Source organism: Chryseobacterium sp. 14P4.3.2 (genome assembly GCF_057799275.1).
On record NZ_JBYOKO010000005.1, the window covers coordinates 67,719 to 92,059 of the forward strand.

Here is a 24,341-nt window from a genome sequence, read left to right on the forward strand (position 1 = left end):
AAACCGTTCCTTAGGAACTCTAGTTGATATTTTGGTTGATCTGGTGATATATATTTAAAGAATTGCTTACAATTTTTGTATATCCTTTTACATCATCTCCTGTCCATGCTCTGTTTGCCTCTCCATAACTTCCGAATTTATCGGACATCAGATCATGATCAGACTCAATTCCATTTAAAATAAATCTGTACGGATGAAGCGTTACAAATACTTTTCCGCTTACCGTTTTTTGAGAATCTACTAAGAAAGACTCAATATTTCTCATTACAGGATCTAAGAAAAGTGCCTCATGAAGCCAGTTTCCGTACCAGTCAGATAATTGAGATTTCATCATCTGCTGATATTTTGAAAGGGTATGTTTTTCCAGTAAATGATGAGCCTTGATAATCACTGAGGCTGCTGCTGCTTCAAATCCTACTCTTCCTTTGATTCCTACAATGGTATCTCCTACATGAATATCACGTCCAATACCATAAGCAGAAGCTAGTTCTTCTATTTTTTGAATAGCATATACTGAATGTTCGAAGTTTTCTCCATTAACAGAAATTACTTCTCCATTTTTAAATTCAATTTCCAGTTCTGAAGACTGTGTTTCTTTTATTTGCGAAGGGAAAGCTTCTTCCGGTAAATAATTCCTGGAAGTTAACGTTTCTTTTCCTCCTACAGAGGTACCCCAAAGACCTTTATTCACAGAATATTGTGCTTTATGGAATTCCATTTCATAGCCATGGTTTTTCAAAAACTCAATCTCCTCCTCACGGGATAAAGCCATATCTCTGATTGGCGTAATAATGCCGATATTTGGACACATTACGTGAAAGATCAAATCAAAACGAACCTGATCATTTCCAGCTCCTGTACTTCCGTGAGCAATAGCATCCGCTTGTACTTCTATCGCATATTTTGCAATTTCCTGCGCCTGAATGGTACGCTCTGCACTTACAGAAAGAGGATAAGTATTGTTTTTCAACACATTACCAAAAATTAAATACTTCACACAAGAATTATAATAATCCTCCTGAGCATCTACGCACCTGTATTCTTTTACTCCAAGGTTTAAAGCTTTTCTCTCTAATTCTTTTTCTTCCTCCTTAGAAAAACCTCCTGTATTTACAGTAACTGCGTACACATCATATCCTAATGTTTCACTAAGATATTTTGCACAGTAGGAAGTATCTAAACCTCCGCTAAACGCTAAGACTACTTTCTTGCTCATTGTTATATTTAATTTCCGGCTGCATATTGGCAACCCCGTTTACTTTATTATTTTCAGGAACGAAAAGCATTGCTGTACAAAGACAGTTTTTACGCTCCTTTTTCATTAAGATCTCATAATTCACACAGTTCTTGCAACCGCTCCAAAACTCCTCATCCTGAGTCAGCTCGGAATAGATCACCGGTTTATATCCTAAATCACTATTGATTTTCATGACCGCAAGACCTGTTGTAAGCCCAAATACTTTCGCATCCGGATATTTTTCTCTAGATAACTGGAAAACTTTATGTTTAATCTGAGTTGCAACTCCCCCGTTCCTGAATTTCGGCGATACTATCAGTCCCGAATTAGCCACAAATTTCCCATGTGACCAGGTTTCTATATAACAGAAGCCTACCCACTCTCCGTTTTCAGTGGCCACCACAGCATTGCCCTCTGAAATCTTTTTACTCAAATATTCGATGGAACGTTTTGCGATCCCCGTTCCTCTACGCTGTGCAGAATCATACATTTCCTGCTGTATTTCACTCACATACATTAGATGTTCGCATGAGGAAATTTCTATTTCCATTTATTTATCTAATTTTTTTGGCAAATTTAAAATATAATTACTTTAAAAACCAAATAAAAAAGATATTTTTTTTGTTTTAAAAATTTACACAGGTAAAATTATCTTTATACAGAAAAGTATATTTGCTAATTTATTATATATTTGCTAAAAAACTATAGTTATGGAAAACACCTGCCCAAAATGCCAGAGCAGCAAAGTTGTAAAAAGCGGTATCGTAAATGAGAAACAACGTTTTCACTGCAAGAACTGCAACTATTATTTTACGGTCAAGAAATTAGGCAAACAGATCGATGATTACTATGTAACCAAGGCGCTTCAACTTTATCTTGAAGGGCTTAGCTATCGTGAAATAGAAAGAATTATAGGAGTTTCTCATGTTACCATCAGCTCATGGATCAAAAAATACAATATCACAAGACCTCCCCATTCTGAATTTCATCCGGTATATAAAATTCTCAAACAAAGTGAACTCATTGAATATATTGCTCAGGAAGAAAACATCCAAAATGCAGGTATAATTATCACCCAGTTTGCAGATAAATATATGCTTATCAAATGGGAAAGATTTAAGAAATAACTGATAATTCTGAATTTGTAATTAAAAATAGAGAATAAAACTGCATATAAAGTACTTTAAAATCTATAAATTTTTAATTTTTAACTTTCAATTTCCATTTTCAGCTATACTATTAGCAGTAATATATATTAAATTTTCGTAAACAAATTATTAATTACAATTTGGCATTCTCAAAAAACAACGCCAAAAATTGATAATTTATGAAGAAATTACTTGCATTCATTGGAGCAGTCTTAATAAGTAGTTCTCTCTACTCCCAGGGTTCCCCAGACTATGGCAGTGGATTAAAAGTAAACCTCAATCCTGAAGGAGACAAATTCATCAGATTTATTCTCTGGGACCAGCTTTGGCTGAGAAATACCTCAATGAATCCCGGAAGTATGGTAGGTGGAGAACCTACAGACAACTCCTGGAACATAGGAAACAGGAGGTTACGTGCTTTAACCTATGCACAAATCTCTAAAAGATACATGATTCTCCTCCATTTTGGAATCAATAATCAGACCTTCATCAACGGGGGTGCTACAGGTACTTCAGGAACAGGCGGTTATGGAAACGGAAAGAAAACACAGCTTTTTTTTCATGATGCATGGAATGAGTACGCAGTTATTTTACCTGGAGAAGCGGGTAAATTCAGTTTATCTTTAGGGGCAGGGCTTCATTATTATATGGGCCTTTCCCGTATGACTATGGCTTCAACATTGAATTTTCTTACGGTAGATTCCCCTATTTTTTCATGGCCTCTGATAGACAATTCAGATCAGTTTGGAAGACAGCTGGGAATGTTCGCTAAAGGAAAATATGGAAAATTAGAATATCGTTTTAGCTTAAATAAGCCTTTTGCTACAGACATAGTCCCTGTAAATGTAACAGATCCGTCAAGAGCTGTAGCAGTAGATAATAATGGAAATCCGAGTTTTTCAAAAGCGGGATATGTAGAATACCAATTCCTTGATGAGGAATCCAACACCCTTCCTTACAAAGTGGGCTCTTATCTGGGAACTAAAAAAGTGTTCAATGTTGGTGCAGGGTTTTATCATCAGGCGGACGGAACAAGAACTTCTGTCAATTCAAATATTGAAAAGCATGACATCAGCCTTTTTGCAGTGGATGCTTTCGCAGATATTCCATTGGGAGAAGCAAAAAACAAAATGGCCGTCTCTGCGTATGCCGGATATTATAACTATAATTTTGGTCCTAACTATGTAAGAAATCTGGGAACCATGAATATTGCCGCTTCTGACCCTAATTTTATCGGTAATAAAGCAATTGCAGGCCCGGGAAATCTACAGCCAACCATAGGAACAGGTAATATTATCTATGCACAGGCTGGTTTACTATTACCAAGTCAGGCACAAAAGCCAAAAATAAGAATACAGCCTTTCGCAGCGTATACTCGCAAAAATTTTGAAGCTTTTGATAAATCTTCATCTCAATTCGACTTAGGAGCCAACTGGTTTATAGATGGTCATCATGCGAAAATCACCACACAGTATTCAACGAGGCCTGTTTATACCAGCCCCACTGAAAGTCCTTCTTCAAAAGGAGAATTCATTGTACAGTTTCAGATCTATTTATAAAACTTACACCATTAAGACTAATAAAAACGGTAAGATAAGATCACTTAAAATTCTTTAACATTCAATTCCAATAACATCAAAACTAAACAATATGAGCGAAAATCACCACGAAACCTACGAAAATATGACTGATAAGCAGAAAAACCGCACCATCTGGAGCGTTATCACTGCCTCATCACTCGGAACACTGATAGAATGGTATGACTTTTATATTTTCGGAAGTTTGGCCATTGTTTTAGCTACAAAATTTTTTCCTGCAGATAATCCTACCGCAGCATTTTTATCTACGCTGGCTACTTTTGCTGCAGGATTTGTTGTAAGACCTTTCGGAGCTTTATTTTTCGGAAGACTGGGAGATATCATCGGAAGAAAATACACCTTCCTTGTTACGTTATTAATCATGGGATTCTCCACTTTTCTGATTGGATGTATCCCGAGTTATAAAACCATTGGATTTATGGCTCCTGTTTTGGTTTTAATTCTGAGACTATTACAAGGGCTGGCTCTGGGAGGAGAATATGGTGGCGCTGCCACTTATGTTGCAGAATATGCACAACCTCACCGAAGAGGCTACTGGACCTCATGGATACAGACCACAGCAACAGCAGGACTTTTTATTTCATTGATCGTTATCCTGATCACAAAATCAACACTTTCTGCCGAAGAGTTTGATAACTGGGGATGGAGGGTTCCTTTCTGGATTTCTATTTTAATGGTAGGAGTTTCTTATATCATCAGAAAAAACATGAAAGAATCTCCTCTTTTTGCGAAAGCTAAAAGCGAGGGAAAAACTTCTAAAAACCCTTTAAAAGAAAGTTTTGGCAATAAATACAACTTCAAGTTTGTTTTACTTGCTTTATTCGGAGCTGCCATGGGACAGGGGGTAATCTGGTACACGGGACAATTCTATGCGATGAGTTTCCTGCAGAAGGTAATGAATGTAGAATCTATGCAGGTAGACTACTTAATGGCAACCGCTCTATTCCTGGGAACGCCTTTCTTTGTATTTTTCGGCTGGTTATCGGACAAAATTGGGCGAAAGGCAGTAATGATGACCGGAATGCTGGTAGCCATCCTGGCTTACCGCCCTATTTACGACAGTATGTATAAAAGTGTGAATCTTGAAAATAAAACAGTAGCAACGAACGGAATTACAGAAAAAAGAACAGCTAAAATTCACAATGACATTGCCACAGACAGTCTTGTGACGTTCCATAAAGAGACGCTTTATACAGATGGAACTTTAACCAAAAAAGACAGCATCACTCATTGGTCACCTGCCGGTCCTATCATGAAGGACGGAAAAGCTGAGGAACCAAAAGTGTCACAAACGGTAAAATTAGGTGATAACACGAAATGGTATCTCGTTTTCCTTGTATTTATACAGGTGATATTTGTAACCATGGTATATGGACCTATAGCTGCTTTCCTTGTTGAAATGTTCCCGGTAAGGATCCGTTACACCTCAATGTCTTTACCTTATCATATTGGAAATGGGGTATTTGGAGGACTTCTTCCCGCAGTGGCAACTTACCTGGTTACAACAGGAAAAGAAGCCGGACACGCCACATGGTATCTCGAAGGACTTTGGTATCCTATTGGAGTTGCGGCTGTCTGCCTGATTATCGGATTGTTTTATCTTAAAAATAAGAACAATAATCTTCATGATTAATCACCGAATCACTTAAATTTTTATTAATTTTAAAACTACTAAAATGAACGGACTAAAAAAAATATTAGGTATTCTATGGATCGCAATCGCTGTGATTGTGGGCTACTTTGGAATTACAGTTTTAGGAATTCCAAAGATTACTTCCGGAAAACAGGAAGATTTGGTTTTCGGTATTATCATTTTATTTGTATTGATGCCGATTATCTCAGGCGGAATGGCAATTTTCGGCTATTATGCTTTAACAGGAGAATATTCTGACGATAAAAGATAATTATAACAAACACTGATAATTGATGAGCGATCCACAAGGCCATCTGCTCATCAATTATCTTTATCAATCATCATTTATGAAAAAGAGACACGAACAAAAGTTGATTATTCTAAGTATCGGATTAATGATTGCCTTCAGTATTCCCATCTCGCTTCTTTTCAACAGCGAAAAAGAAGTTATGGGTTATCCTATGATTTTGATTTATTTGTTTGCCGTCTGGATGATTTCCATCGTAATTTCTTTTGTAATTGTAAAAAGGTACGATGAGTAGTTTTGCATTATTTTTTGTAGTCTTGTTCTATCTGGCTCTTCTCTTCTTAGTGGCCCATCTGGCAGAAAAGAAAAAAAGCAAGATATGGATTAACAATCCCTATATTTATGCACTGTCTCTGGCTGTATACTGCACGGCATGGACTTATTATGGAAGTATAGGTGTAGCCGCCACAAGTGGATTAAACTATCTGACGATCTATATTGGCCCTATTATGATTATTCCTGCATGGATCTTCATCAATACACGGATCGTAAGAATTTCCAGGGTCAATAAGATAAGCAGCCTTGCAGATTTTATCTCTTTACGATACGGAAACAGCAGAAGCTTTAGTGCCATTATTACTATAGTTTGTCTTTTAGCCATTGTTCCTTACATCGGATTACAAATCAAAGCGATTTCCGAAACTTTTCACTTAGTGACAGAAACTTCCATGTCAAAGGATATTCTGACTGACAATGCAACATTTGTTGTTATTCTGATTGCTTTATTTTCCTCTTACTACGGAACGAGATATGTAGATGCATCAGAAAAACGTCTGGGAATTATTTCTGCGATCGCCCTGGAAAGTTTTCTAAAGCTATTCTTTATCATTATTCTCGGACTTTTTGTCATCTACTATGCATTTGATGGATTTTCGGATATTTATCAGAAAGCGAGTCATTTTAAGGATTTTAAAGAAAAAAATACCTTCAATGGAATTGAAGGTGCTATGAACTGGATGATCCTGTGTATGATTTCCGCAACAGCAATCTGCATTCTTCCAAGACAGTTTCACACGGCAATCATTGAAAACAGACAGGAAAAGCACATCAAAACAGCAATCTGGTTTTTCCCGCTTTATCTTTTAATATTTACCCTATTTATTTTTCCGATCGCCTGGGGCGGGAGGTTAATTTTTGATGGTCAAAACGTCAATCCGGAGTTCTACTCCATTTTGATTCCACAGCATTTTGACAATACATTAATTACCGTTTTAGTGTTTCTTGGCGGGTTAAGTTCATGTATTTCCATGATTATCATTTCCGCTATTACATTATCTATTATGCTTTCCAATAACCTTATTATTCCGTATGGCTTGCTTGGAAAGTTCAAATCTGAGAATGAGGAACAAAACACCAGAAGCATTACCAATATCAGAAAATTCAGCATTTTTGCGCTGATCATCATGGCTTTTGTTTTCTACAAGTATTTCATCCTGAAAATTTCGCTGGATTCTGTAGGTTTAATCTCCTTTGTGATTATCGCGCAGCTGGCGCCTACATTCTTCGGAGCTATATTCTGGAGAAGAGGAAGCTATAAAGGAGCTATTACAGGGCTTGCTGCAGGCCTGGTGATCTGCTATTTCGGATTGATTATTCCGCAGTATTACTTTTCATACAACCAGGAATTCAAAGGAGTTTTGAGAGATCTCTACAACACCTTCGAATTTTTCTCTATTCCTTATCTTGAAAGAATTCCCCAGATTTTCTTTTGGTCGCTTCTTATCAATACAGGTTTGTTTACCATCGTTTCTGTCATGACCAAAGGAAATTATCGGGAAAGAAATTTTGCCGAGCTATATGTAGATATTGACAAATACATTCAAAATCATGAAAACGCCTTTATCTGGAGGGGAACTGCCTATATATCAGATATTAAAAATATTCTGGAGAGATTCTTAGGCAAAAACAAAACAGAGCAGGCTCTAAGAATTTTCAATTTGAAATATAATATTGATTCTAAAACAGAAACTGCAGATTCAAGATTTATTAAATTTTCAGAAAACCTTTTAGCAGGGAGAATAGGAACAGCTTCTGCCAAAATATTAATCGAAGGAGTAACGAAGGAAGATAAAATATCTTTAAAAGAAGTTTTAAACATCCTGGAAGAATCTAAGGAAAACATAACCTTGAATAAAAAACTAACAGAGCAGTCTGAAGAACTTCAAAAATTATCTGATGACCTTAGAACGGCCAACGAAAGCCTGATCATCAAAGACCGTCAGAAAGATGATTTCCTGGATTCTGTGGCCCATGAATTAAGAACACCCATCACTGCTATCCGATCCGCTGGAGAAATTTTAGCAGACGATGATGATATTCCTTATGACATCAAACAGGAATTTCTTAATAATATTATTACAGAATCCGACAGGTTAAGCGAAATTATCAATGACATCCTTTATCTTGACAAGCTTCAACATGGAGAGATTTTATTAAACATTCAGCCCAACAATATAATTGAGACCTATGAAAGAGCAGTAACCCCGCTTCTTCATCTTATCCAGCAGAAAAACATCCATCTAAGTGAAGTCAATCTGCTGAATCAGCTTACTTTTGAATATGATGAAGCAAGAATGATTCAGTTATTTCAGAATATCTGGGGTAATGCCTTGAAATTCACGAATGAACAGGGAACTATACAAACAAAGCTATTTGAAAAAGAGGGATATCTCGTCATTAGCATTTTCAATACCGGGAAAACGATTCCTGAAGAAGATCTGGAAATGATTTTTGACAAATTTTATCAGTCTAAAAATCAGAACATTTTAAAACCAACAGGAAGCGGACTGGGACTTGCGATTTCTAAAAAAATTGTGCAGGCTCACGGAGGAAAAATAAAAGCAGAAAATAGCGGATTAGGCGTAACTTTCACCATCAGCATTCCTAAAAAAATAAAAGAAACCAAAAATGAAGTTGAACATCATTAAAAACGAACTATGAAAAAGATAATCATTGCGGATGACGAACATAAAATATTAATGTCTCTGGAATACAGTTTTAAGAAAAACGGTTATGATGTCTATATTGCCAGAGATGGAACAGAAGTTCTTGAATTTTTAAAAACCATGGTCCCCGACGTTATTCTACTCGATATCATGATGCCCAATCTTGACGGATACAGCACATTGGATCTCATCAAACAGAATGAAAAAATGAAAGACACCAAAGTCATTTTTCTAAGCGCCAAGAACAATCCAAGAGATATTGAAAAAGGAATGGGCATGGGAGCTGACGCTTATGTAACCAAACCTTACTCAATCAAAAAACTGATGCAGCAGATTGAAGAAATGTTTGAGTAGATAATCAGAAATTGAATGACAAAGAGAACGTACAACACAAAATAAACGCCAAAGGTCATCGTAAATGAAGTATACAATTTTATCTTAAAATGTTATTAAAATCAACATCTTTAAAATCTTCATTACAATTAAAGGTTTAAAGTTCAAGACTAAACCATTAAGATGAAGAAAAAAGGACTAAGGCACTGTTTACCTTCAGCCCACGATGACAGAACTTTCCCACAACGCCCAATTATTAATATGAATGCAGATCAATTATTTAAACAAAGTATAGATAATAAAGAAGACTTCTGGAAAGAAAAAGCCAGAGAAATACAGTGGTATAAATTTCCACAGCAGATCCTTTCAAAAGACCTTAACGATTATCCGCAGTGGTTTTATGACGGGGAGCTTAATATGTGCTATTTATGCATTGACAAGCATATTGAGGATGGTTTTGGAGATCACACCGCTATCGTATACGACTCTCCTGTCACCCATCAAAAGAAAACATACACCTTCCGTCAGGCTCAGGAAGAGATATCGAAATTTGCCGGGGGACTGGCTTCGTTAGGATTAAAAAAAGGAGATACTGCGGTTATTTATATGCCTATGATTCCACAGACGCTGTTTGCTATGCTGGCGTGTGCAAGGATCGGGGTGATTCATAATGTAGTTTTCGGAGGTTTTGCCCCTCATGAACTGGTAGTAAGGATTGACGACTGCAAACCTAAAGTTCTGATCACTGCTACAGCAGGCATAGAAATTGCCAAAAGAATTCCATATCTGCCTTTGGTGGAAAAAGCAATTGAACTGGCACAGAATAAAGTAGACAATATTATTGTTTATAACAGAAAACTGGTCGACAACCAACACGAAATGTTTGAAGGGTTGATTGACTACGAAGAACTGGTTCGAAAATCAGAACCTGCAGATTGCGTTTCAGTAGCTTCTACCCATCCGCTTTATTTACTTTACACCTCAGGAACTACTGGAAAACCTAAAGGAATTGTTCGGGATACCGGAGGATATGCCACCGCCCTGAAGTTTTCTATGAAATACATATATGGAGTTGAACCGGGAGAAACTTATTGGGCGGCCTCAGATTTTGGATGGGCAGTAGGACATAGCTTTTCAGTGTATGGCCCTCTGATCAATAGAAATGCCACTATAATTTTTGAAGGAAAACCTATTATGACGCCTGATGCGGGAACTTTCTGGAGAATTATCTCAGAATATCAGGTTTCAGTAATGTTTACTGCTCCTACAGCTATCAGAGCAATAAAAAAAGAAGATCCAAACGGAGAACTGGTTAAGAAATACAATCTGTCTCAGTTCAGAAAACAGTTTCTGGCGGGTGAACGCTGTGATGTTGCAACATTAGACTGGTTTGCGGAGCACATTGGGGTTCCTGCCATTGACCACTGGTGGCAGACAGAATCAGGATGGCCTATGCTGGGCTTAATGACCTGTGATGATGACTACAAAATAAAAAGAGCTTCGGCAGGAAAACCTATTCCGGGATACGACATCAAAATATTTGATGAAAACGGTCTGGAGCTGGATCCACATCATGAAGGATATCTGGTTATCAAACTACCGCTTCCTCCGGGAAGTATGCTGGGAATATGGAAAGACCACAAGCGTTTTCAAAGCAGCTACCTCACTCAATATGATGGTTATTATTTCTCAGGAGATGGTGCTATACAGGATGAAGACGGTTATATTTTCATTACCGGACGGGTGGATGACGTTATCAACGTAGCCGGGCACAGGCTTTCTACATCAGAAATGGAAGAGATCGTTTCCTCTCATCCCGATATTGCTGAATGTGCTGTAGTAGGCATTGATGATGATCTGAAAGGGCAAATTCCTTTTGCAGTTGCTGTTCTGAAAAATGGAACTGTAACTTCAGAGGAAGACCTTGAAAAGGAAATCATCCGCATGGTTCGTGAAAAAATAGGAGCCGTAGCCTTTTTAAAAAACGCGATGGTTGTCAAACGTTTACCAAAAACAAGATCCGGAAAAACTTTGAGAAAGCTCATCAGAACCCTACTCGATGGAAAAAATTTTCAGATTCCGCCAACGATTGATGATGAAAAAATCATTGAAGAAATACAGGAAAAGATCAGGAAATATAGGGGGTAAGCGAAAAATTAAACATATATTTAAAATACAATTCAAATTTCAAAAAACGAAAGGGATATGAGAAATTACTTAATAGAAGATTTACCACAATACTTTGAAGATTACAAAAAATCTATCAAAAATCCGAAGAAATTCTGGGATAAGGTAGCCGATCAGAATTTTGTGTGGTACCAGAGATGGAGCAAGGTTGTTAAGTACGATATGAACGAAGCTAAAATCACGTGGTTTAAAAATGCCAAGCTCAATATCACCAAAAACTGTATAGACAGGCATCTTGCGGTAAGAGGTGATAAAACAGCCATTATCTGGGAACCGAATGATCCAAAAGAAGAAGCACAGCATATTTCCTACAATGAGTTATATACGCAGGTTAATAAGACTGCAAATGTTCTTCGTGACATGGGAATTGAAAAAGGAGACAGAGTCTGCATCTATCTTCCCATGATTCCTGAACTGGCTGTTACCATGCTTGCCTGCGCAAAATTAGGAGCTGTTCATTCTGTCATTTTTGCAGGATTCTCAGCCGCTGCAGTAGCTTCAAGAGTCAATGACTGCGAAGCGAAAATGGTGATCACATCCGATGGAAGTTATAGAGGAAATAAAGTTCTGGATTTAAAAAGTATTGTAGATGAGGCATTGGAAAAAACGCCAACCATTGAAAATGTACTCGTTGTAAAGAGAACGCATAATGAGATTAAAATGAAGGAAGGAAGAGATTACTGGCTGGCTGATTTATTTGAAAAAGCTTCTCCTGATTTTGTAACCGTCATTATGGATTCTGAAGATCCTCTTTTCATCCTTTATACTTCGGGTTCTACAGGAAAACCAAAAGGAATGCTTCATACTTGTGCCGGCTATATGGTTTACACTGCCTATACTTTTAAAAATGTATTCAATTATAAGGAAAATGATATTTACTGGTGTACTGCTGATATCGGATGGATTACCGGACACTCTTATATTCTTTACGGACCATTACTGAATGGAGCCACCACAGTTATTTTTGAAGGAGTGCCAACCTATCCTGAACCTGACCGTTTCTGGGAAGTTATTGAAAAACACAAAATTACTCAGTTTTACACAGCACCTACGGCTATCCGATCTTTAGCAAAAGAGAGCGCTGAATGGGTAGACAAACATGATCTCAGCTCTCTGAAGGTTATAGGCTCTGTAGGGGAACCTATCAATGATGAAGCATGGCATTGGTTCAATGATCACGTAGGAAAGAAAAAATGTCCGATTGTAGATACATGGTGGCAGACTGAAACCGGAGGTATCATGATTTCTCCCCTTCCATTTGTAACTCCTACCAAGCCTACCTATGCTACTTTGCCGTTACCGGGTATACAGCCTGTTCTGATGGATGACAAGCGCAATGAAATCACAGGAAATCAGGTGACGGGAAATCTCTGCATCCGTTTTCCATGGCCGGGAATTGCAAGAACGATATGGGGAGATCATAAGAGATATAAAGAAACCTATTTCACAGCATTCCCCGGGAAATATTTCACTGGTGACGGTGCTTTAAGAGATGAGGTAGGCTACTATAGAATTACAGGCCGTGTAGATGATGTAATCATTGTTTCCGGGCATAATTTAGGCACAGCTCCTATTGAAGACAGTATCAATCAGCATCCTGCTGTAGCTGAATCGGCAATTGTAGGCTATCCCCACGACATCAAAGGTAACGCACTTTATGGCTTTGTAATGCTGAAAGAAGTTGGCGAAGGCCGTGATAAGGAGAATCTAAAGAAAGAAATCAACCAATTGATTGCCGATCAGATAGGACCTATTGCTAAACTGGACAAAATTCAGTTTGTTTCCGGGCTTCCAAAAACACGTTCAGGAAAAATCATGCGTAGAATTTTGAGAAAAATTGCGGAAGGTGACTTCAGTAATTTTGGAGATATCAGTACGTTATTGAATCCTGAAATTGTTGAAGAGATCAAGAACGAAAGAATTTAAATACCTTTTAAATTAACCCTAAAAGAGGCTGTTCAGAGATGTTCAGCCTCTTTTTAATAATGTATTAACTAAAACCTTATTCTATTTTTGTATTTCTGTTCAATACTGAATGAACTGTTTCATCAGGAAATAAGTAGCTAAAAAAATTAGAGTTAAATTATTTTAAAAACGGTAAGTTATTGTAAATATGACAGATTCAATAAAGTGATCTGTACCATCACTAATTATTTAACATTTTATTAAATCATCAAAATTAAACACACGTTCAATGAATATTTCCACCCAATCAATAATTACTATGTAAATAAAATGTTAATTAATGAATTTTATTAATTAAAGAACAATAAAATAAGAAAAATAATGACTAACTTTAATCATAACTTTAAACCAATTAACTATGTCAAATATACTAGCGGGGCTGTTCGAGCTCCACAGCGATTACAAAAAGCTTGAGAGTGATCTGGAAAATTCTGGGTTTGCCAATTCCGATTACGTTATATATCTTAATAATGATGCTTCAAATAATTCCCAGTATTTGGCCAGTGTTACTGTAAAAGATAACAGTCAGATTGAAAATGCACGGAATATATTCTCCCAAAATGCAGCGTTAAAAGCGTATTTATTTGAGGGTATGAGCGTCAAAGAAACTAACTATGACACTATTAAAAAGTACATCGATGCCAGAAATAAGGCGGAAATTCACAACAGCCCTGATGTAAAGATCAAAACATCCAGTGACGGTATGAATTCTGAAGTAAAATTCTAATCGGCATATAACCTGATAAACAAAATCTGTAGAATCTTCTGCAGATTTTTTTATGGATCACTTTTTGAAAGAAACACTTAAACTATAAATTCGGATTAAATATTTTTTTCATGTTCAAGACTGAGTCCAATCACCTTGTGGTTCGTTCTTCAACTTTTAGATCCGCTTTTTTATCTTTGAAAAAACTAAAAATTTTCGTATTTTCGTTTAAATATAGGCATTAGCACAAATGAGTTACGACTTAGAACAAGAGAATAAAGAGATCCTTGCCAGATATAAGGATCTGATTTCGAATACATACAGAACTTTGGATGAGGAAAATAACAAACTTATCCGAAAGGCATTTGATATTGCTTTAGATGCCCATAAAGATCAAAGGAGAAAATCTGGTGAACCTTACATCTACCACCCTATTGCTGTTGCCAAAATTGTAGCAACGGAGATCGGTCTGGGAGCGACTTCTATTGCCTGTGCTCTTTTGCATGATGTAATTGAAGATTCTGACTATACCTATGAAGATCTTAAAAAGATCTTCGGGGAGAAGATTGCCAATATCGTGAAAGGATTGACCAAGATCTCCATCATGAATCATCAGAATATTTCTGTTCAGTCTGAAAACTACAGAAAATTATTACTGACACTTTCTGAAGATTTCAGGGTGATTCTGATCAAAATTGCAGACCGTCTTCACAATATGCGGACGCTGGAAAGCATGGCTCCGGACAAGCAGAAAAAGATTGCTTCGGAAACAGTCTATATCTATGCTCCAATGGCTCACCGTCTTGGGCTCTACAATATCAAATCTGAACTGGAGGACCTTTCATTAAAGTATAACAATCCTGAAGTATATAATGAAATCACGGAAAAATTGGAACTGGCCAAGGAAAACCGTGAAAGATATATTGAAGAATTCAAAAAAGAAGTATCAGAAAGACTTCATGAAGAGGGACTTAACTTTAAAATTAAAGGCCGTGCAAAAGCTATTTCTTCTATTTACAGAAAGATGCTGAAGCAGGGAGTTTCTTTTGAAGAGGTTTTTGATAACTATGCGATCAGAATTATTTATAAATCTGATGCGAAGAATGAAAAGTTCCTGGCATGGAAAATTTATTCCATTGTTACAGATGTGTACCACAGTAACCCTTCAAGAATGCGTGACTGGATCACCCAGCCCCGTTCTACAGGGTATGAAAGTCTCCACTTAACTGTTCTTGGACCTGATAAAAAATGGATCGAAGTACAGATTCGTTCAGAAAGAATGGATGAGATTGCCGAAAAAGGGGTGGCAGCCCATTACAAATATAAGGAAGGCTATAAGCAAAGTTCTGATGACCGGAATTTTGAAAAATGGGTCACTGAGATCCGTGATGTTCTTGAGCAGCAGCAGAACCTTTCCACTTCTGAGCTTCTGGACAATATTAAGCTTAATCTCTATTCAAAAGAAGTATTTGTTTTTACTCCAAAAGGGGAAATCAAGATCTTGCCAACCAATGCCACCGCTCTGGACTTCGCCTTTTCCGTTCACTCCGATCTTGGAATGAAGTGTCTGGGTGCTAAAATTAACGGTAAACTGGTTCCTATTTCCTATATTCTCCAAAATGGAGATCAGGTAGACATCCTGTCTTCTCAAAATCAAAAACCAAAATCTGACTGGCTGGAGTTTGTAGTAACTTCAAAAGCAAAATCCAAGATCAAAAGTTATCTGAATTCTCAGAAAAACCAGTTGGTGGACGAAGGTAAGGAAACTCTGCAGAGAAAGCTTCGTCACGCAAAAATAAACTTCAACGACGAAGAGATCAATAAACTTCAGAAGTTCTTTAATTTAAAATCATCACAGGAATTGTTTCTTAAATTCCAGAGCAATGAACTGGATGCAAGCAGCCTGAGAAAATACATTGAAAGTAAAAACGTATTCAACAATTTACTTTCCAGATTCAGAAAATCACCCACAAAGAATAATCACTATGAGGAACTGAAAGAACAGAACCTTGATATGATTGTCTTCGGAAAAGATGAAGAAAAGCTGAACTATAGCTATGCAAAATGCTGTACAGTAATTCCCGGTGACAAAATCTTTGGATTCATCACCATTTCAGACGGAATCAAGGTACACAGTGACAACTGCCCGAATGCTATTAATCTCCGTGCGCAGTATGACTACCGTGTGATTCCGGCCAAATGGGTAAATGCAGAAAGCTTCAAAAACAGAGTAAAAATTGAGATTGAAGGGCTGGACAGAATGGGAATGATCAATGATATTACCACTGTTATCAGCGGAAGCATGGGAATGGATATGAAAAGTATGTCCATAGAATCCAATAACGGCATTTTCACAGGAAACATCAACTTAGAAGTAAAAAACAAAGGTCAGCTGGAAGAGACCTTTAAAAAGCTTAAAAGTATTAATGGCGTTTCCATAGTGAGACGATTACAATCTTAAATATGAATTTATCTCTTTATTTTAAAAAATTTTTCAATAACAGCCAGTCCTCAGGAATTATTCTTATTTTCTGTGTGCTGATCTCATTATTAATTGCCAATTCTTCTTTAGCTGAAACCTTTCAACAGTTTTTAGACAAGGAAGTGGGCACTCACTTATTCGGACTGGAATATACTGTCAGCATCTGGATCAACGACGGATTGATGGCTGTATTCTTTCTTTTGGTAGGTCTTGAAATAAAAAGGGAACTTGTAGAAGGCGAACTATCATCTTTTAAAAATGCCTCACTTCCTATTTTTGCAGCAGTAGGTGGAATGCTTGTTCCTGCAGTCATTTATACTATTTTCAATGCCGGCACAAAGTATGGCAACGGTTGGGGAATTCCTATGGCAACTGATATTGCTTTTTCGCTGGCAATTATTTCCATGCTGGGTAAGAAAATCCCGAATTCAATTAAGATATTTTTAGCCGCTTTAGCAATTGTAGATGATTTGGGAGCTATTCTGGTGATCGCTGTTTTCTATACTGAGCAAATTCACTGGACTTATCTTCTGCTGTCTTTTGGAGTGGCTGCCTTACTGTTTATTTTAAACTTTTTAAAAGTCACGAAAATCATATTTTATCTTATTCCCGGGTTATTTTTATGGTATTTTCTTCATCATTCCGGAATTCATGCTACGATAGCGGGTGTTTTGCTCGCCTTCTCTATTCCGACCAATGCATCCAATGTAGAAATTTCTCCTTTAGAAAAGCTGGAGCATAAACTGCATATTCCTGTAAGCTTTCTGATCATGCCTGTATTTGCCTTAACGAATACCAATATTACTTTCTCAAGTAATATGGTTGCAGGAATAACAAGCACTTTAGGATTAGGAATTGTCTGCGGACTGATCTTAGGAAAATTAATAGGAATCAATTTATTCTCCTTACTTGCTATTAAATTAAAGCTTAGTTCTTTACCTCAAAACAGCAACTGGACTCAAATGATTGGAGTAGGTTTACTTGCCGGAATTGGTTTTACCATGTCCATCTTTATTGCACTGCTGTCTTTTAAAGATGATATTCATATTCAGGATGAGGCTAAATTTGCTATTTTGATCGCTTCTTTTCTGGCTGCTATTTTAGGATTTGCAATTTTAAGTATGAGCTCCAAGGGTAATATGGAACCTGAAGAGGATTAATCTTTCTTCAGGCCGCCCAATTTCCGGAGAGATTATCCACCTCTTTAAAAGTTGGGTTTACAGCCTGATACTAAACCGTTTCTTTCTCTATTTCATCTGACAGAATTTTTTCTATTCTGAGTTTTCTGATGGCCATATTGAGCTCGTTTCCAAACAACAGAAGATAGACGTTTACGTTTACCCATACCATTAAAAGAATCATACTTCCGATCGATCCGTAAAGAACATTGTACCGGGCAATATCTTTTACATAAATCGCAAAAATATAAGTAGTAATCACAAACAGTACTGTCGTTAAGATAGCCCCGGGAACGGCCTGTCTGAATCTTGTAATCTTTACTGTCCCCAACCAGTAAAATAAAGTCAGAAGTATAAAATAAAAAAGCGGGAAAGAAACGAATCCGATAATTTTGGAAAGGTTATCTACAAGCCATGTAACATCATAAGCCGGCGTAAAAAGTTTCATTACAACTTCCGCATAATATACTCCGAAAAGTGTTAAAAATACAATGGTAATAAAACCTATTGTAATAAAAAATGAAAGGATAAATTCTTTGACATCACTTAGCTTTTCATCAGAGTTTTCGTTAAAACCGTTGATCAGTGAAAAGGTACCATTGGTAGCAAAAAGGAGGGCCAGGACAATGGTCAGGTTACTGATCCCTTTCATATTCGGGATGATATTGTTTACGATATAACCTTTAACATCTCCTTCCATATTGGAAGGAAAAACATTATGCATCAGCACATCGAAAATATAGAACTGCAGTTCATTATAAAGAGGCATATAGGGCAGTACAGAAAGCAGGAAGAGAATAAACGGGAACAAACTGATGGTAAAGCTCCAGGAAATCGCAGCTGCTTTTCGACCAATGTTTCCTTTGAAAATTCCGGAGATATAGATCTGAAACATCTGCCAAAGCGATATTCCCAAGACAGGAATATGAATGTTATCAAAAAATTCTTGAATCTTCAAAATAAAATTAGGAACTTTCAAACCCATCTATTTGTTTGTTTTATACAAATGTAGGGGAATTAAATGAAATAGGGAAAAGCGAGAAGATGATAAGCGGCAGATAAATGGATTAGCTGAGAGAGTGGAGAATTTAGAATTTAGAATGGAAAGTGTAAAACAATATTGCCTGGCTTGTAACTGCTCAATTTCAATTCGCAATTTTTACACTTCCAGTATAAACCCTTATCTTTGCAGCTGAAACTTCTTATACATGCGCATCAGTTTACTTTGTATCGGCAAAACAGACGACAAGGAAATCACTTCTTTAATCAATTACTATCTCAACCGTTTACCCAGGCACTGGAATTTTGAAATGATAGAAATTCCGGATGTTAAAAATGCAAAAAACCTATCTCCGGATCTTCTTAAAAAGGAAGAAGCTAAGTTGTTTATAAATCATATTGATAAAAATGACCTTGTTGTCATTCTTGACGAAAAAGGAAAGCAGTTTACCAGCCGGGAATTTTCTCAAAAAATTGATGTCTGGATGAATTCTTCTGTTAAAAAGGTACACATCCTTATTGGTGGAGCTTATGGCTTTTCAGAGGATATCTACAGCAGAGCCAACGAAAAAATGTCATTATCCAAAATGACATTTACGCACCAGATGATCCGTTTGTTTATTGTTGAGCAGCTTTATCGTGCTGATCAGATTCTGCAGGGGAAACCTTATCATAACGACTAATATTTAGAAACAACCCATTGAGCAGTTTCTAAATATTGACGTCTTTAGATATTATAAAAAGTTTTAGCGGTTTAATCTGAATATTTTACCGCAGAAAAGCAGTCAGTATAATCTGTTCTATAATCCTATCTGTCTTTTTGCTTCGCCTACTACAAAAGCAACAGAATTTGCAATATTAAAACTTCTGATTAATTTTGACATAGGAATGGTTAAATGATTTTCAAAAATATTCAAAACATCTTCACTCAGCCCCACACTTTCTTTTCCAAAAACCAGCCAGTCTCCATCCTGAAATTGGTTCTCTAAATAAGATTTCTCCGCATGGGAACTCATTAAAAAAACACGTGAAGGATCCGGAATATTTTTAACCCATTCTTCAACGTTGGCATATTCTGAAACATCAAGATGCTGCCAATAATCCAACCCTGATCGTTTCAGATTTTTATCATTAATGATAAATCCAAATGGGTGAACCAGGTGTAATCTGCTTTCGGTACCTACACATAATCTTCCGATATTCCCTGTATTATTAGGTATTTCGGGTTCTACGAGAACAATATTCAACATCTATATTTCTTTATTCTTTTTTTAATTGAAATTAAGTTTAGTTTGTATGGACATCTCTTCTCCATACTACAACGTGTTTATTATTTAAGAGAAGAAAAGAACTGTGCCCTACTTCTTTACACATTTTGTGTAATACTCTGCCAGTACAGCTTTCTCATAGCCTAATGCCACCGCTTTGTCAAGATTTTCACAGGCCTCTTTAGATTTGGCTGTTTCAAATAAAACCAATGCCTTGCTGACATACGACTGCGCGAATTTGGGATCGATAGAAATAGCTTTATTGACATCAGTGAGCGCTTCTTTATACTTTTTCATTTTGAAATATACATCTGCCCTGCCATTGTACAGTAATGATTCCGGTTTCTCGGTAATAAGCTTGTTGTAGTCTTTTAAAGCACCTTCAAGATCCCCGTTATTTTTTTTGAGATTGGCCAGACCTGTTTTTGCAAAAATATTATCTGGTGCAAAGGTCAGAATCTGATTGAGATCTTTAATTGCGAGATCTTTTTTACCCTGGCTATCGTAAATTTTTGAACGTATAAGGTATAGGTCAGGATTTTCAGCATCCACCTTCAATCCTTTTTCAATATACTCCAGTGCTTTGGGCTTATTGCTTTTCTGGCTGTACAATGATGAAAGGTTAACGTACACGGAAACTGATAATGGATTTGCCTTTAAAGCAGATTCGTAGGATTTAAAAGCCAGATTAGTCTTTCCCAGCCTTCTCTGAGATGTTCCCAGATAATCATAATATTCAGATTGAAATTTCTGGATCTGTTCTTTCTCCGCCAGCTTTAAATACTGTTCTTCGGCACATTTATAATCGGCCCTTTTAAAACAGTCCTCAGCTAGTTTTTTATCCTGCGAAAAGGCGTTGAATGTAAGACAAATGGTTACGGCAAGTAATAATTTTTTTTTCATGAAGTTATAGTTTGTTTGTTGATCACTTTTCTGGCGAGTGCACCAAATATCACTCCCAATAAAGATCCAACAAACGCCCCCACCAAAATATCAATTGGAAAATGCACTCCTAAATATATTCGGCTGTAGGAAACCACTATAGCCCATACAAATATAGCGTATGGAAACCATTTAATTTTACTTTTCAGTATAATACTTAAAAAGGCTGCTAAAAAGAAGGTATTGGATGCATGAGCGGAATAAAATCCAAATTGCCCGCCACATTTCACAATCCTCATATGATGTTCCAGAGTAGGGTCATGACATGGTCTCAACCTTGCCACTCCATATTTGAAAACACTTGCCAACTGATCAGAAACCGTTGCTCCAAGTGCTAAAAATATAAGAATAAAAACTAAAGCTCTTAGTTTGTAATTTTTGTATAAAAAATAAAGGAATATAATATAAAGGGGAACCCAGATCCAGGTACTGGAAATCAACATCCAGAACTGATCAAAAGAAGAGTTTCCCAAATTATTAAGGTAAAGAAATACCTTTTTGTCTTCCTGAATAAGCTCCTCCATATTCTATTTATCTGCTTACAGGTCCTTCATAAGTTTCATCTTCTGAAGGTTTTGGTTTTGGAGGTTCAGTAGATTCAGCAGGCTCTGTTAAGATATCTTTCTTGATATCATTCATAGGATTGAAATCTTTGGCAGCATCTTTTACCTTTTCAATCTCACGTTTAATTTCAGATACAGGATTATCTGTTTCTTTCATAATCTCCGTCTTGATATCTTCTACAGCTCCACGCATTTTTCTAACACCTGATCCAAGGTCACGCGCGATCTGAGGAAGTTTATCCGGTCCGAATAATACAACGATTGCAATGGCAATGAGTGCCATTTCTCCAATGCTTAATTCCATGGAGTAAAATTACGAAAGATTATACATTAAAATTACAGTAAAGTAAAAATTTAAACAAATTTTAAGATTTTGAGGAAAATAGAGCACAAAAAAAGCCAAAATAAACGGCAGAAACCTTGTTGCTGTCTATAAGCAGCTTGTTATTTTATATGTGAATAGAGAAATTTTTTATTATTAATTTGACAGAGAACATTATTGATATGTCCTTTTTAAAACGTTTTCCCATTTATTTTTAGTGCTTCAACGGCATTCTCTTTTAAGCCAAAAGTATTGGTAAGAATTTCAAACAGTTGTTCGTCATTTTTTATAGGTACAGATTCTTTTATCCCGTCATTAGACCGGATATTCAGCATATGATCTGTGTAAGTATATCTGGCATTCGCATCCACTTTGGACAGAATCAGATTTTTCTTAAAGTTAGATTCCGGATGGGTAGATAAGTACCAATTGGCAATTTCCAGATCAGCAGGTTCTACGTGTTCTATTATAAAACGGTAAACAGGAAGCCATTTTTCCTTCCAGGTCCAGAGTACATACGTTTTTTCTTTATGCGAAACCTTAAACAATCCGTTGGGAGTTTGCTGAGGCCCTTCTTCATTTAATAATAAAGGGGCTGTAAGCGTAGCCGTTCCAAAACCACAGTCTACAAGATACTCCTGCCCTTCAAAATCTACAATAAGCAATAAGTGGGTCTGCGCAGCAGTGCTGTCTTCTTCCCTTTTCCAAACTACCCTTCCCAATTGCAGTTTCACTCTGAATCCTATCAATTTCAAAACTTCATCCAAAAGCAGATTTTGTTCATAACAGTATCCACCTCTGGATTCAACGACCAGTTTTTGAAAAACATCTTCTACGTTCAAAGAGGGAACAGTTCCGGTGTAAGGATCTATATTTTCAAAAGGGATATATTGGGGATGGAGCTGATGTATTCTCCTCAATGTTTCAAGATTCAATTTCAATTCTCCGGAATAATGAATCCTCTCCAGATATTTTTCTAATTTTAATTTGTCCATAATTTCATCTTTAATAATCAGACTTGGAAACTCCAAAATGCAATAGAATAAACGGTCACATAACTCTATTACAATTTACGCAAATATTTAAAATACAGCAGTAAAAAAAATAAGGTTAAGATGAATTCGCACCTTAACCTTATCCGTTTTATTTCGTTTGTTATTGTTAAATTTTCCTCTTTTTCTGAAAGGCAGAATAGGTAACTCCTACACTGATGGCCATTAAAATAAATGCTAAAAAGAACGGCGCTCCTGAAAACTTGAACGGTGCTTCGTCATGCGTAAAGTAGTAAAACAGATTGGTCATCATCGGAGGTCCGATAATGGAAGTAGCACTCATTAAACTCGTAAGTGCGCCCTGAAGTTCTCCCTGTTCATTAGAAGGAACACTTTTGGTAATGACAGACTGTAAGGCAGGTCCGCAAATTCCTCCCAAACAATACGGGATTAAAAATACAAACATCATCCACCCTTCTGAAGCAAATGCAAACAGCAACATTCCTACCGCATAAAATGCCAGTCCATAATAAATACTTTTCTGCTCTCCAAGCATTGGTGTTGTCCATCTGATCAGACCGCCCTGTACAAGACCTACCAACAGACCTACAACTCCCAATGAGATCCCGACCATTCTTTCTGTCCAGTTGAATTTATACATCGTAAAAAAGCTCCAGTTACTCTGTACGGCGTGACCAGCGATATAGATCAGTATTAATGAAACTATAAGTCCTGAAATCTCAGGATGCTTCCCTAAAAACTTAAACGATCCAACGGGGTTAGCACGTTTCCAGTTAAATTCTCTTCTTTTATCTTTATCTAAACTTTCTGGAAGGATGAAGTAGCCATAAAGGAAATTAAGCAGGCAAAGCCCCGCTGCCGCATAAAAGGGAACTCTTGCGCCATAATGTCCAAGAACCCCGCCAAGTACGGGTCCTATGATAAATCCAAGGCCAAACGCAGCTCCTATAAGCCCAAAGTTTTTAGCTCTGTCTTCATCTGTAGAAATATCTGCAATATAAGCACTTGCCGTAGTTACACTGGCTCCGGTAATCCCGGCAATCACTCTCCCCAGGAAAAGCCACCAAATCGTGGGGGCCAAAGCGAGGAAAATATAATCTACAGCAAAACCGAAAAGTGAAATCAGAATAATAGGTCTTCGTCCATACTTATCACTCAGATTTCCAACAAGGGGTGAAAATATGAACTGTGTAAATGCATAGGCAAATCCTAGCCAGCCTCCGTATTTTGCAGCCTCACTGATATCTGCATGAATCAGCTCTTCAATCAGTTTTGGAACCACAGGAATAATGATCCCCCACCCTGTAATATCAATAAGTAAGGTAATAAATATAAAGCCTATAGCTGCTTTTTTCTTTGAATTTTCCATGATGGTGCAAAATTAATCAAATCTTAAAAATAATGGTTCTAAATTTCATTGTATTAAAAAAGTATAATATTCCCGGAACCATTTCTCATCAGGATCATTATTGACTGCTTTTTCTAAAAATAAAAAAGCCTTTCTTTCGAAAGGCT

22 protein-coding genes are annotated in these 24,341 nt (G+C 36.9%); 13 read left to right on the forward strand and 9 right to left on the reverse strand.

What is annotated here, in order from left to right; translation table 11 throughout:
• Positions 1–19: 19 nt before the first annotated feature.
• Both AC27VX_RS09605 and AC27VX_RS09610 read right to left on the reverse strand, forming a co-directional pair.
• Positions 20–1,216 (reverse strand): argininosuccinate synthase, encoded by a 1,197-nt coding sequence (locus AC27VX_RS09605; RefSeq protein WP_236858617.1) that lies wholly within the window; start codon positions 1,214–1,216, stop codon positions 20–22.
• Positions 1,188–1,787 carry a GNAT family N-acetyltransferase gene (locus AC27VX_RS09610; protein ID WP_236858616.1) on the reverse strand — a complete coding sequence of 200 codons (600 nt, stop codon included), beginning with the start codon at positions 1,785–1,787 and terminating at the stop codon, positions 1,188–1,190. Before AC27VX_RS09610 ends, AC27VX_RS09605 begins: the two co-directional genes overlap by 29 nt.
• 160 nt (positions 1,788–1,947) lie before the next feature.
• Between AC27VX_RS09610 and AC27VX_RS09615 the strand changes: the two genes are divergently transcribed.
• From AC27VX_RS09615 to nhaA, 12 genes are all read left to right on the forward strand, one after another.
• Positions 1,948–2,364 (forward strand): IS1/IS1595 family N-terminal zinc-binding domain-containing protein, encoded by a 417-nt coding sequence (locus tag AC27VX_RS09615; RefSeq protein WP_236858615.1) that lies wholly within the window; start codon positions 1,948–1,950, stop codon positions 2,362–2,364.
• A 200-nt stretch (positions 2,365–2,564) separates the two neighbouring features.
• Positions 2,565–3,944, forward strand: coding sequence for a porin (locus AC27VX_RS09620; protein WP_488695288.1), 1,380 nt, complete (start codon positions 2,565–2,567; stop codon positions 3,942–3,944).
• Between the two features lie 91 nt (positions 3,945–4,035).
• A complete protein-coding gene (locus AC27VX_RS09625; RefSeq protein WP_236858613.1) occupies positions 4,036–5,616 on the forward strand; it encodes an MFS transporter in 1,581 nt (526 codons plus the stop codon).
• Between the two features lie 43 nt (positions 5,617–5,659).
• Positions 5,660–5,887: a DUF6814 family protein gene (locus tag AC27VX_RS09630; protein ID WP_236858612.1), complete on the forward strand. Its 228-nt coding sequence runs from the start codon at positions 5,660–5,662 to the stop codon at positions 5,885–5,887.
• A 22-nt stretch (positions 5,888–5,909) separates the two neighbouring features.
• A complete protein-coding gene (locus tag AC27VX_RS09635; RefSeq protein WP_236858611.1) occupies positions 5,910–6,158 on the forward strand; it encodes a hypothetical protein in 249 nt (82 codons plus the stop codon).
• Positions 6,151–8,850, forward strand: a complete 2,700-nt coding sequence (locus AC27VX_RS09640) for an ATP-binding protein (protein WP_488695291.1) — start codon at positions 6,151–6,153, stop codon at positions 8,848–8,850. The genes AC27VX_RS09635 and AC27VX_RS09640 overlap by 8 nt, the downstream gene beginning before the upstream one ends.
• Positions 8,851–8,859: 9 nt before the next feature.
• Positions 8,860–9,222 carry a response regulator transcription factor gene (locus AC27VX_RS09645; RefSeq protein ID WP_236858609.1) on the forward strand — a complete coding sequence of 121 codons (363 nt, stop codon included), beginning with the start codon at positions 8,860–8,862 and terminating at the stop codon, positions 9,220–9,222.
• A gap of 240 nt (positions 9,223–9,462) precedes the next feature.
• Positions 9,463–11,349 carry an AMP-binding protein gene (locus tag AC27VX_RS09650; protein ID WP_488695503.1) on the forward strand — a complete coding sequence of 629 codons (1,887 nt, stop codon included), beginning with the start codon at positions 9,463–9,465 and terminating at the stop codon, positions 11,347–11,349.
• A gap of 57 nt (positions 11,350–11,406) precedes the next feature.
• A complete protein-coding gene (gene acs / locus AC27VX_RS09655; protein WP_236858608.1) occupies positions 11,407–13,314 on the forward strand; it encodes an acetate--CoA ligase in 1,908 nt (635 codons plus the stop codon).
• 397 nt (positions 13,315–13,711) lie between these two features.
• Positions 13,712–14,080 carry a hypothetical protein gene (locus AC27VX_RS09660; RefSeq protein WP_488695294.1) on the forward strand — a complete coding sequence of 123 codons (369 nt, stop codon included), beginning with the start codon at positions 13,712–13,714 and terminating at the stop codon, positions 14,078–14,080.
• Between the two features lie 229 nt (positions 14,081–14,309).
• Complete coding sequence (locus AC27VX_RS09665; protein ID WP_236858606.1) at positions 14,310–16,520, forward strand: RelA/SpoT family protein; 2,211 nt, start codon at positions 14,310–14,312, stop codon at positions 16,518–16,520.
• A gap of 2 nt (positions 16,521–16,522) precedes the next feature.
• Entirely contained in the window at positions 16,523–17,701 is a 1,179-nt protein-coding gene (gene nhaA, locus AC27VX_RS09670; protein ID WP_488695296.1) for a Na+/H+ antiporter NhaA, read from the forward strand.
• Positions 17,702–17,771: 70 nt separating this feature from the next.
• Here the strand turns inward: nhaA and AC27VX_RS09675 are convergent, their stop codons facing one another.
• The gene (locus tag AC27VX_RS09675) at positions 17,772–18,704 is read right to left on the reverse strand and encodes a YihY/virulence factor BrkB family protein (protein WP_236858604.1); all 933 of its coding nucleotides are present in this window, start codon (positions 18,702–18,704) and stop codon (positions 17,772–17,774) included.
• 223 nt (positions 18,705–18,927) lie between these two features.
• Between AC27VX_RS09675 and AC27VX_RS09680 the strand changes: the two genes are divergently transcribed.
• Positions 18,928–19,401 carry a 23S rRNA (pseudouridine(1915)-N(3))-methyltransferase RlmH gene (locus tag AC27VX_RS09680; RefSeq protein WP_488695298.1) on the forward strand — a complete coding sequence of 158 codons (474 nt, stop codon included), beginning with the start codon at positions 18,928–18,930 and terminating at the stop codon, positions 19,399–19,401.
• 117 nt (positions 19,402–19,518) lie between these two features.
• On the opposite strand, the gene AC27VX_RS09685 is transcribed toward AC27VX_RS09680, so the two are convergent.
• From AC27VX_RS09685 to AC27VX_RS09710, 6 genes are all read right to left on the reverse strand, one after another.
• A complete protein-coding gene (locus AC27VX_RS09685) occupies positions 19,519–19,968 on the reverse strand; it encodes a tRNA (cytidine(34)-2'-O)-methyltransferase (RefSeq protein WP_236858602.1) in 450 nt (149 codons plus the stop codon).
• Between the two features lie 108 nt (positions 19,969–20,076).
• A complete protein-coding gene (locus AC27VX_RS09690) occupies positions 20,077–20,889 on the reverse strand; it encodes a tetratricopeptide repeat protein (protein WP_488695301.1) in 813 nt (270 codons plus the stop codon).
• Positions 20,886–21,452 (reverse strand): phosphatase PAP2 family protein, encoded by a 567-nt coding sequence (locus AC27VX_RS09695; RefSeq protein ID WP_488695303.1) that lies wholly within the window; start codon positions 21,450–21,452, stop codon positions 20,886–20,888. Before AC27VX_RS09695 ends, AC27VX_RS09690 begins: the two co-directional genes overlap by 4 nt.
• A 7-nt stretch (positions 21,453–21,459) precedes the next feature.
• Complete coding sequence (locus AC27VX_RS09700; RefSeq protein ID WP_236858599.1) at positions 21,460–21,795, reverse strand: Sec-independent protein translocase subunit TatA/TatB; 336 nt, start codon at positions 21,793–21,795, stop codon at positions 21,460–21,462.
• Positions 21,796–22,004: 209 nt separating this feature from the next.
• Positions 22,005–22,808 (reverse strand): arylamine N-acetyltransferase family protein, encoded by an 804-nt coding sequence (locus AC27VX_RS09705; protein WP_488695305.1) that lies wholly within the window; start codon positions 22,806–22,808, stop codon positions 22,005–22,007.
• 166 nt (positions 22,809–22,974) lie between these two features.
• Positions 22,975–24,195 (reverse strand): TCR/Tet family MFS transporter, encoded by a 1,221-nt coding sequence (locus tag AC27VX_RS09710; protein WP_236858597.1) that lies wholly within the window; start codon positions 24,193–24,195, stop codon positions 22,975–22,977.
• Positions 24,196–24,341: the final 146 nt, after the last annotated feature.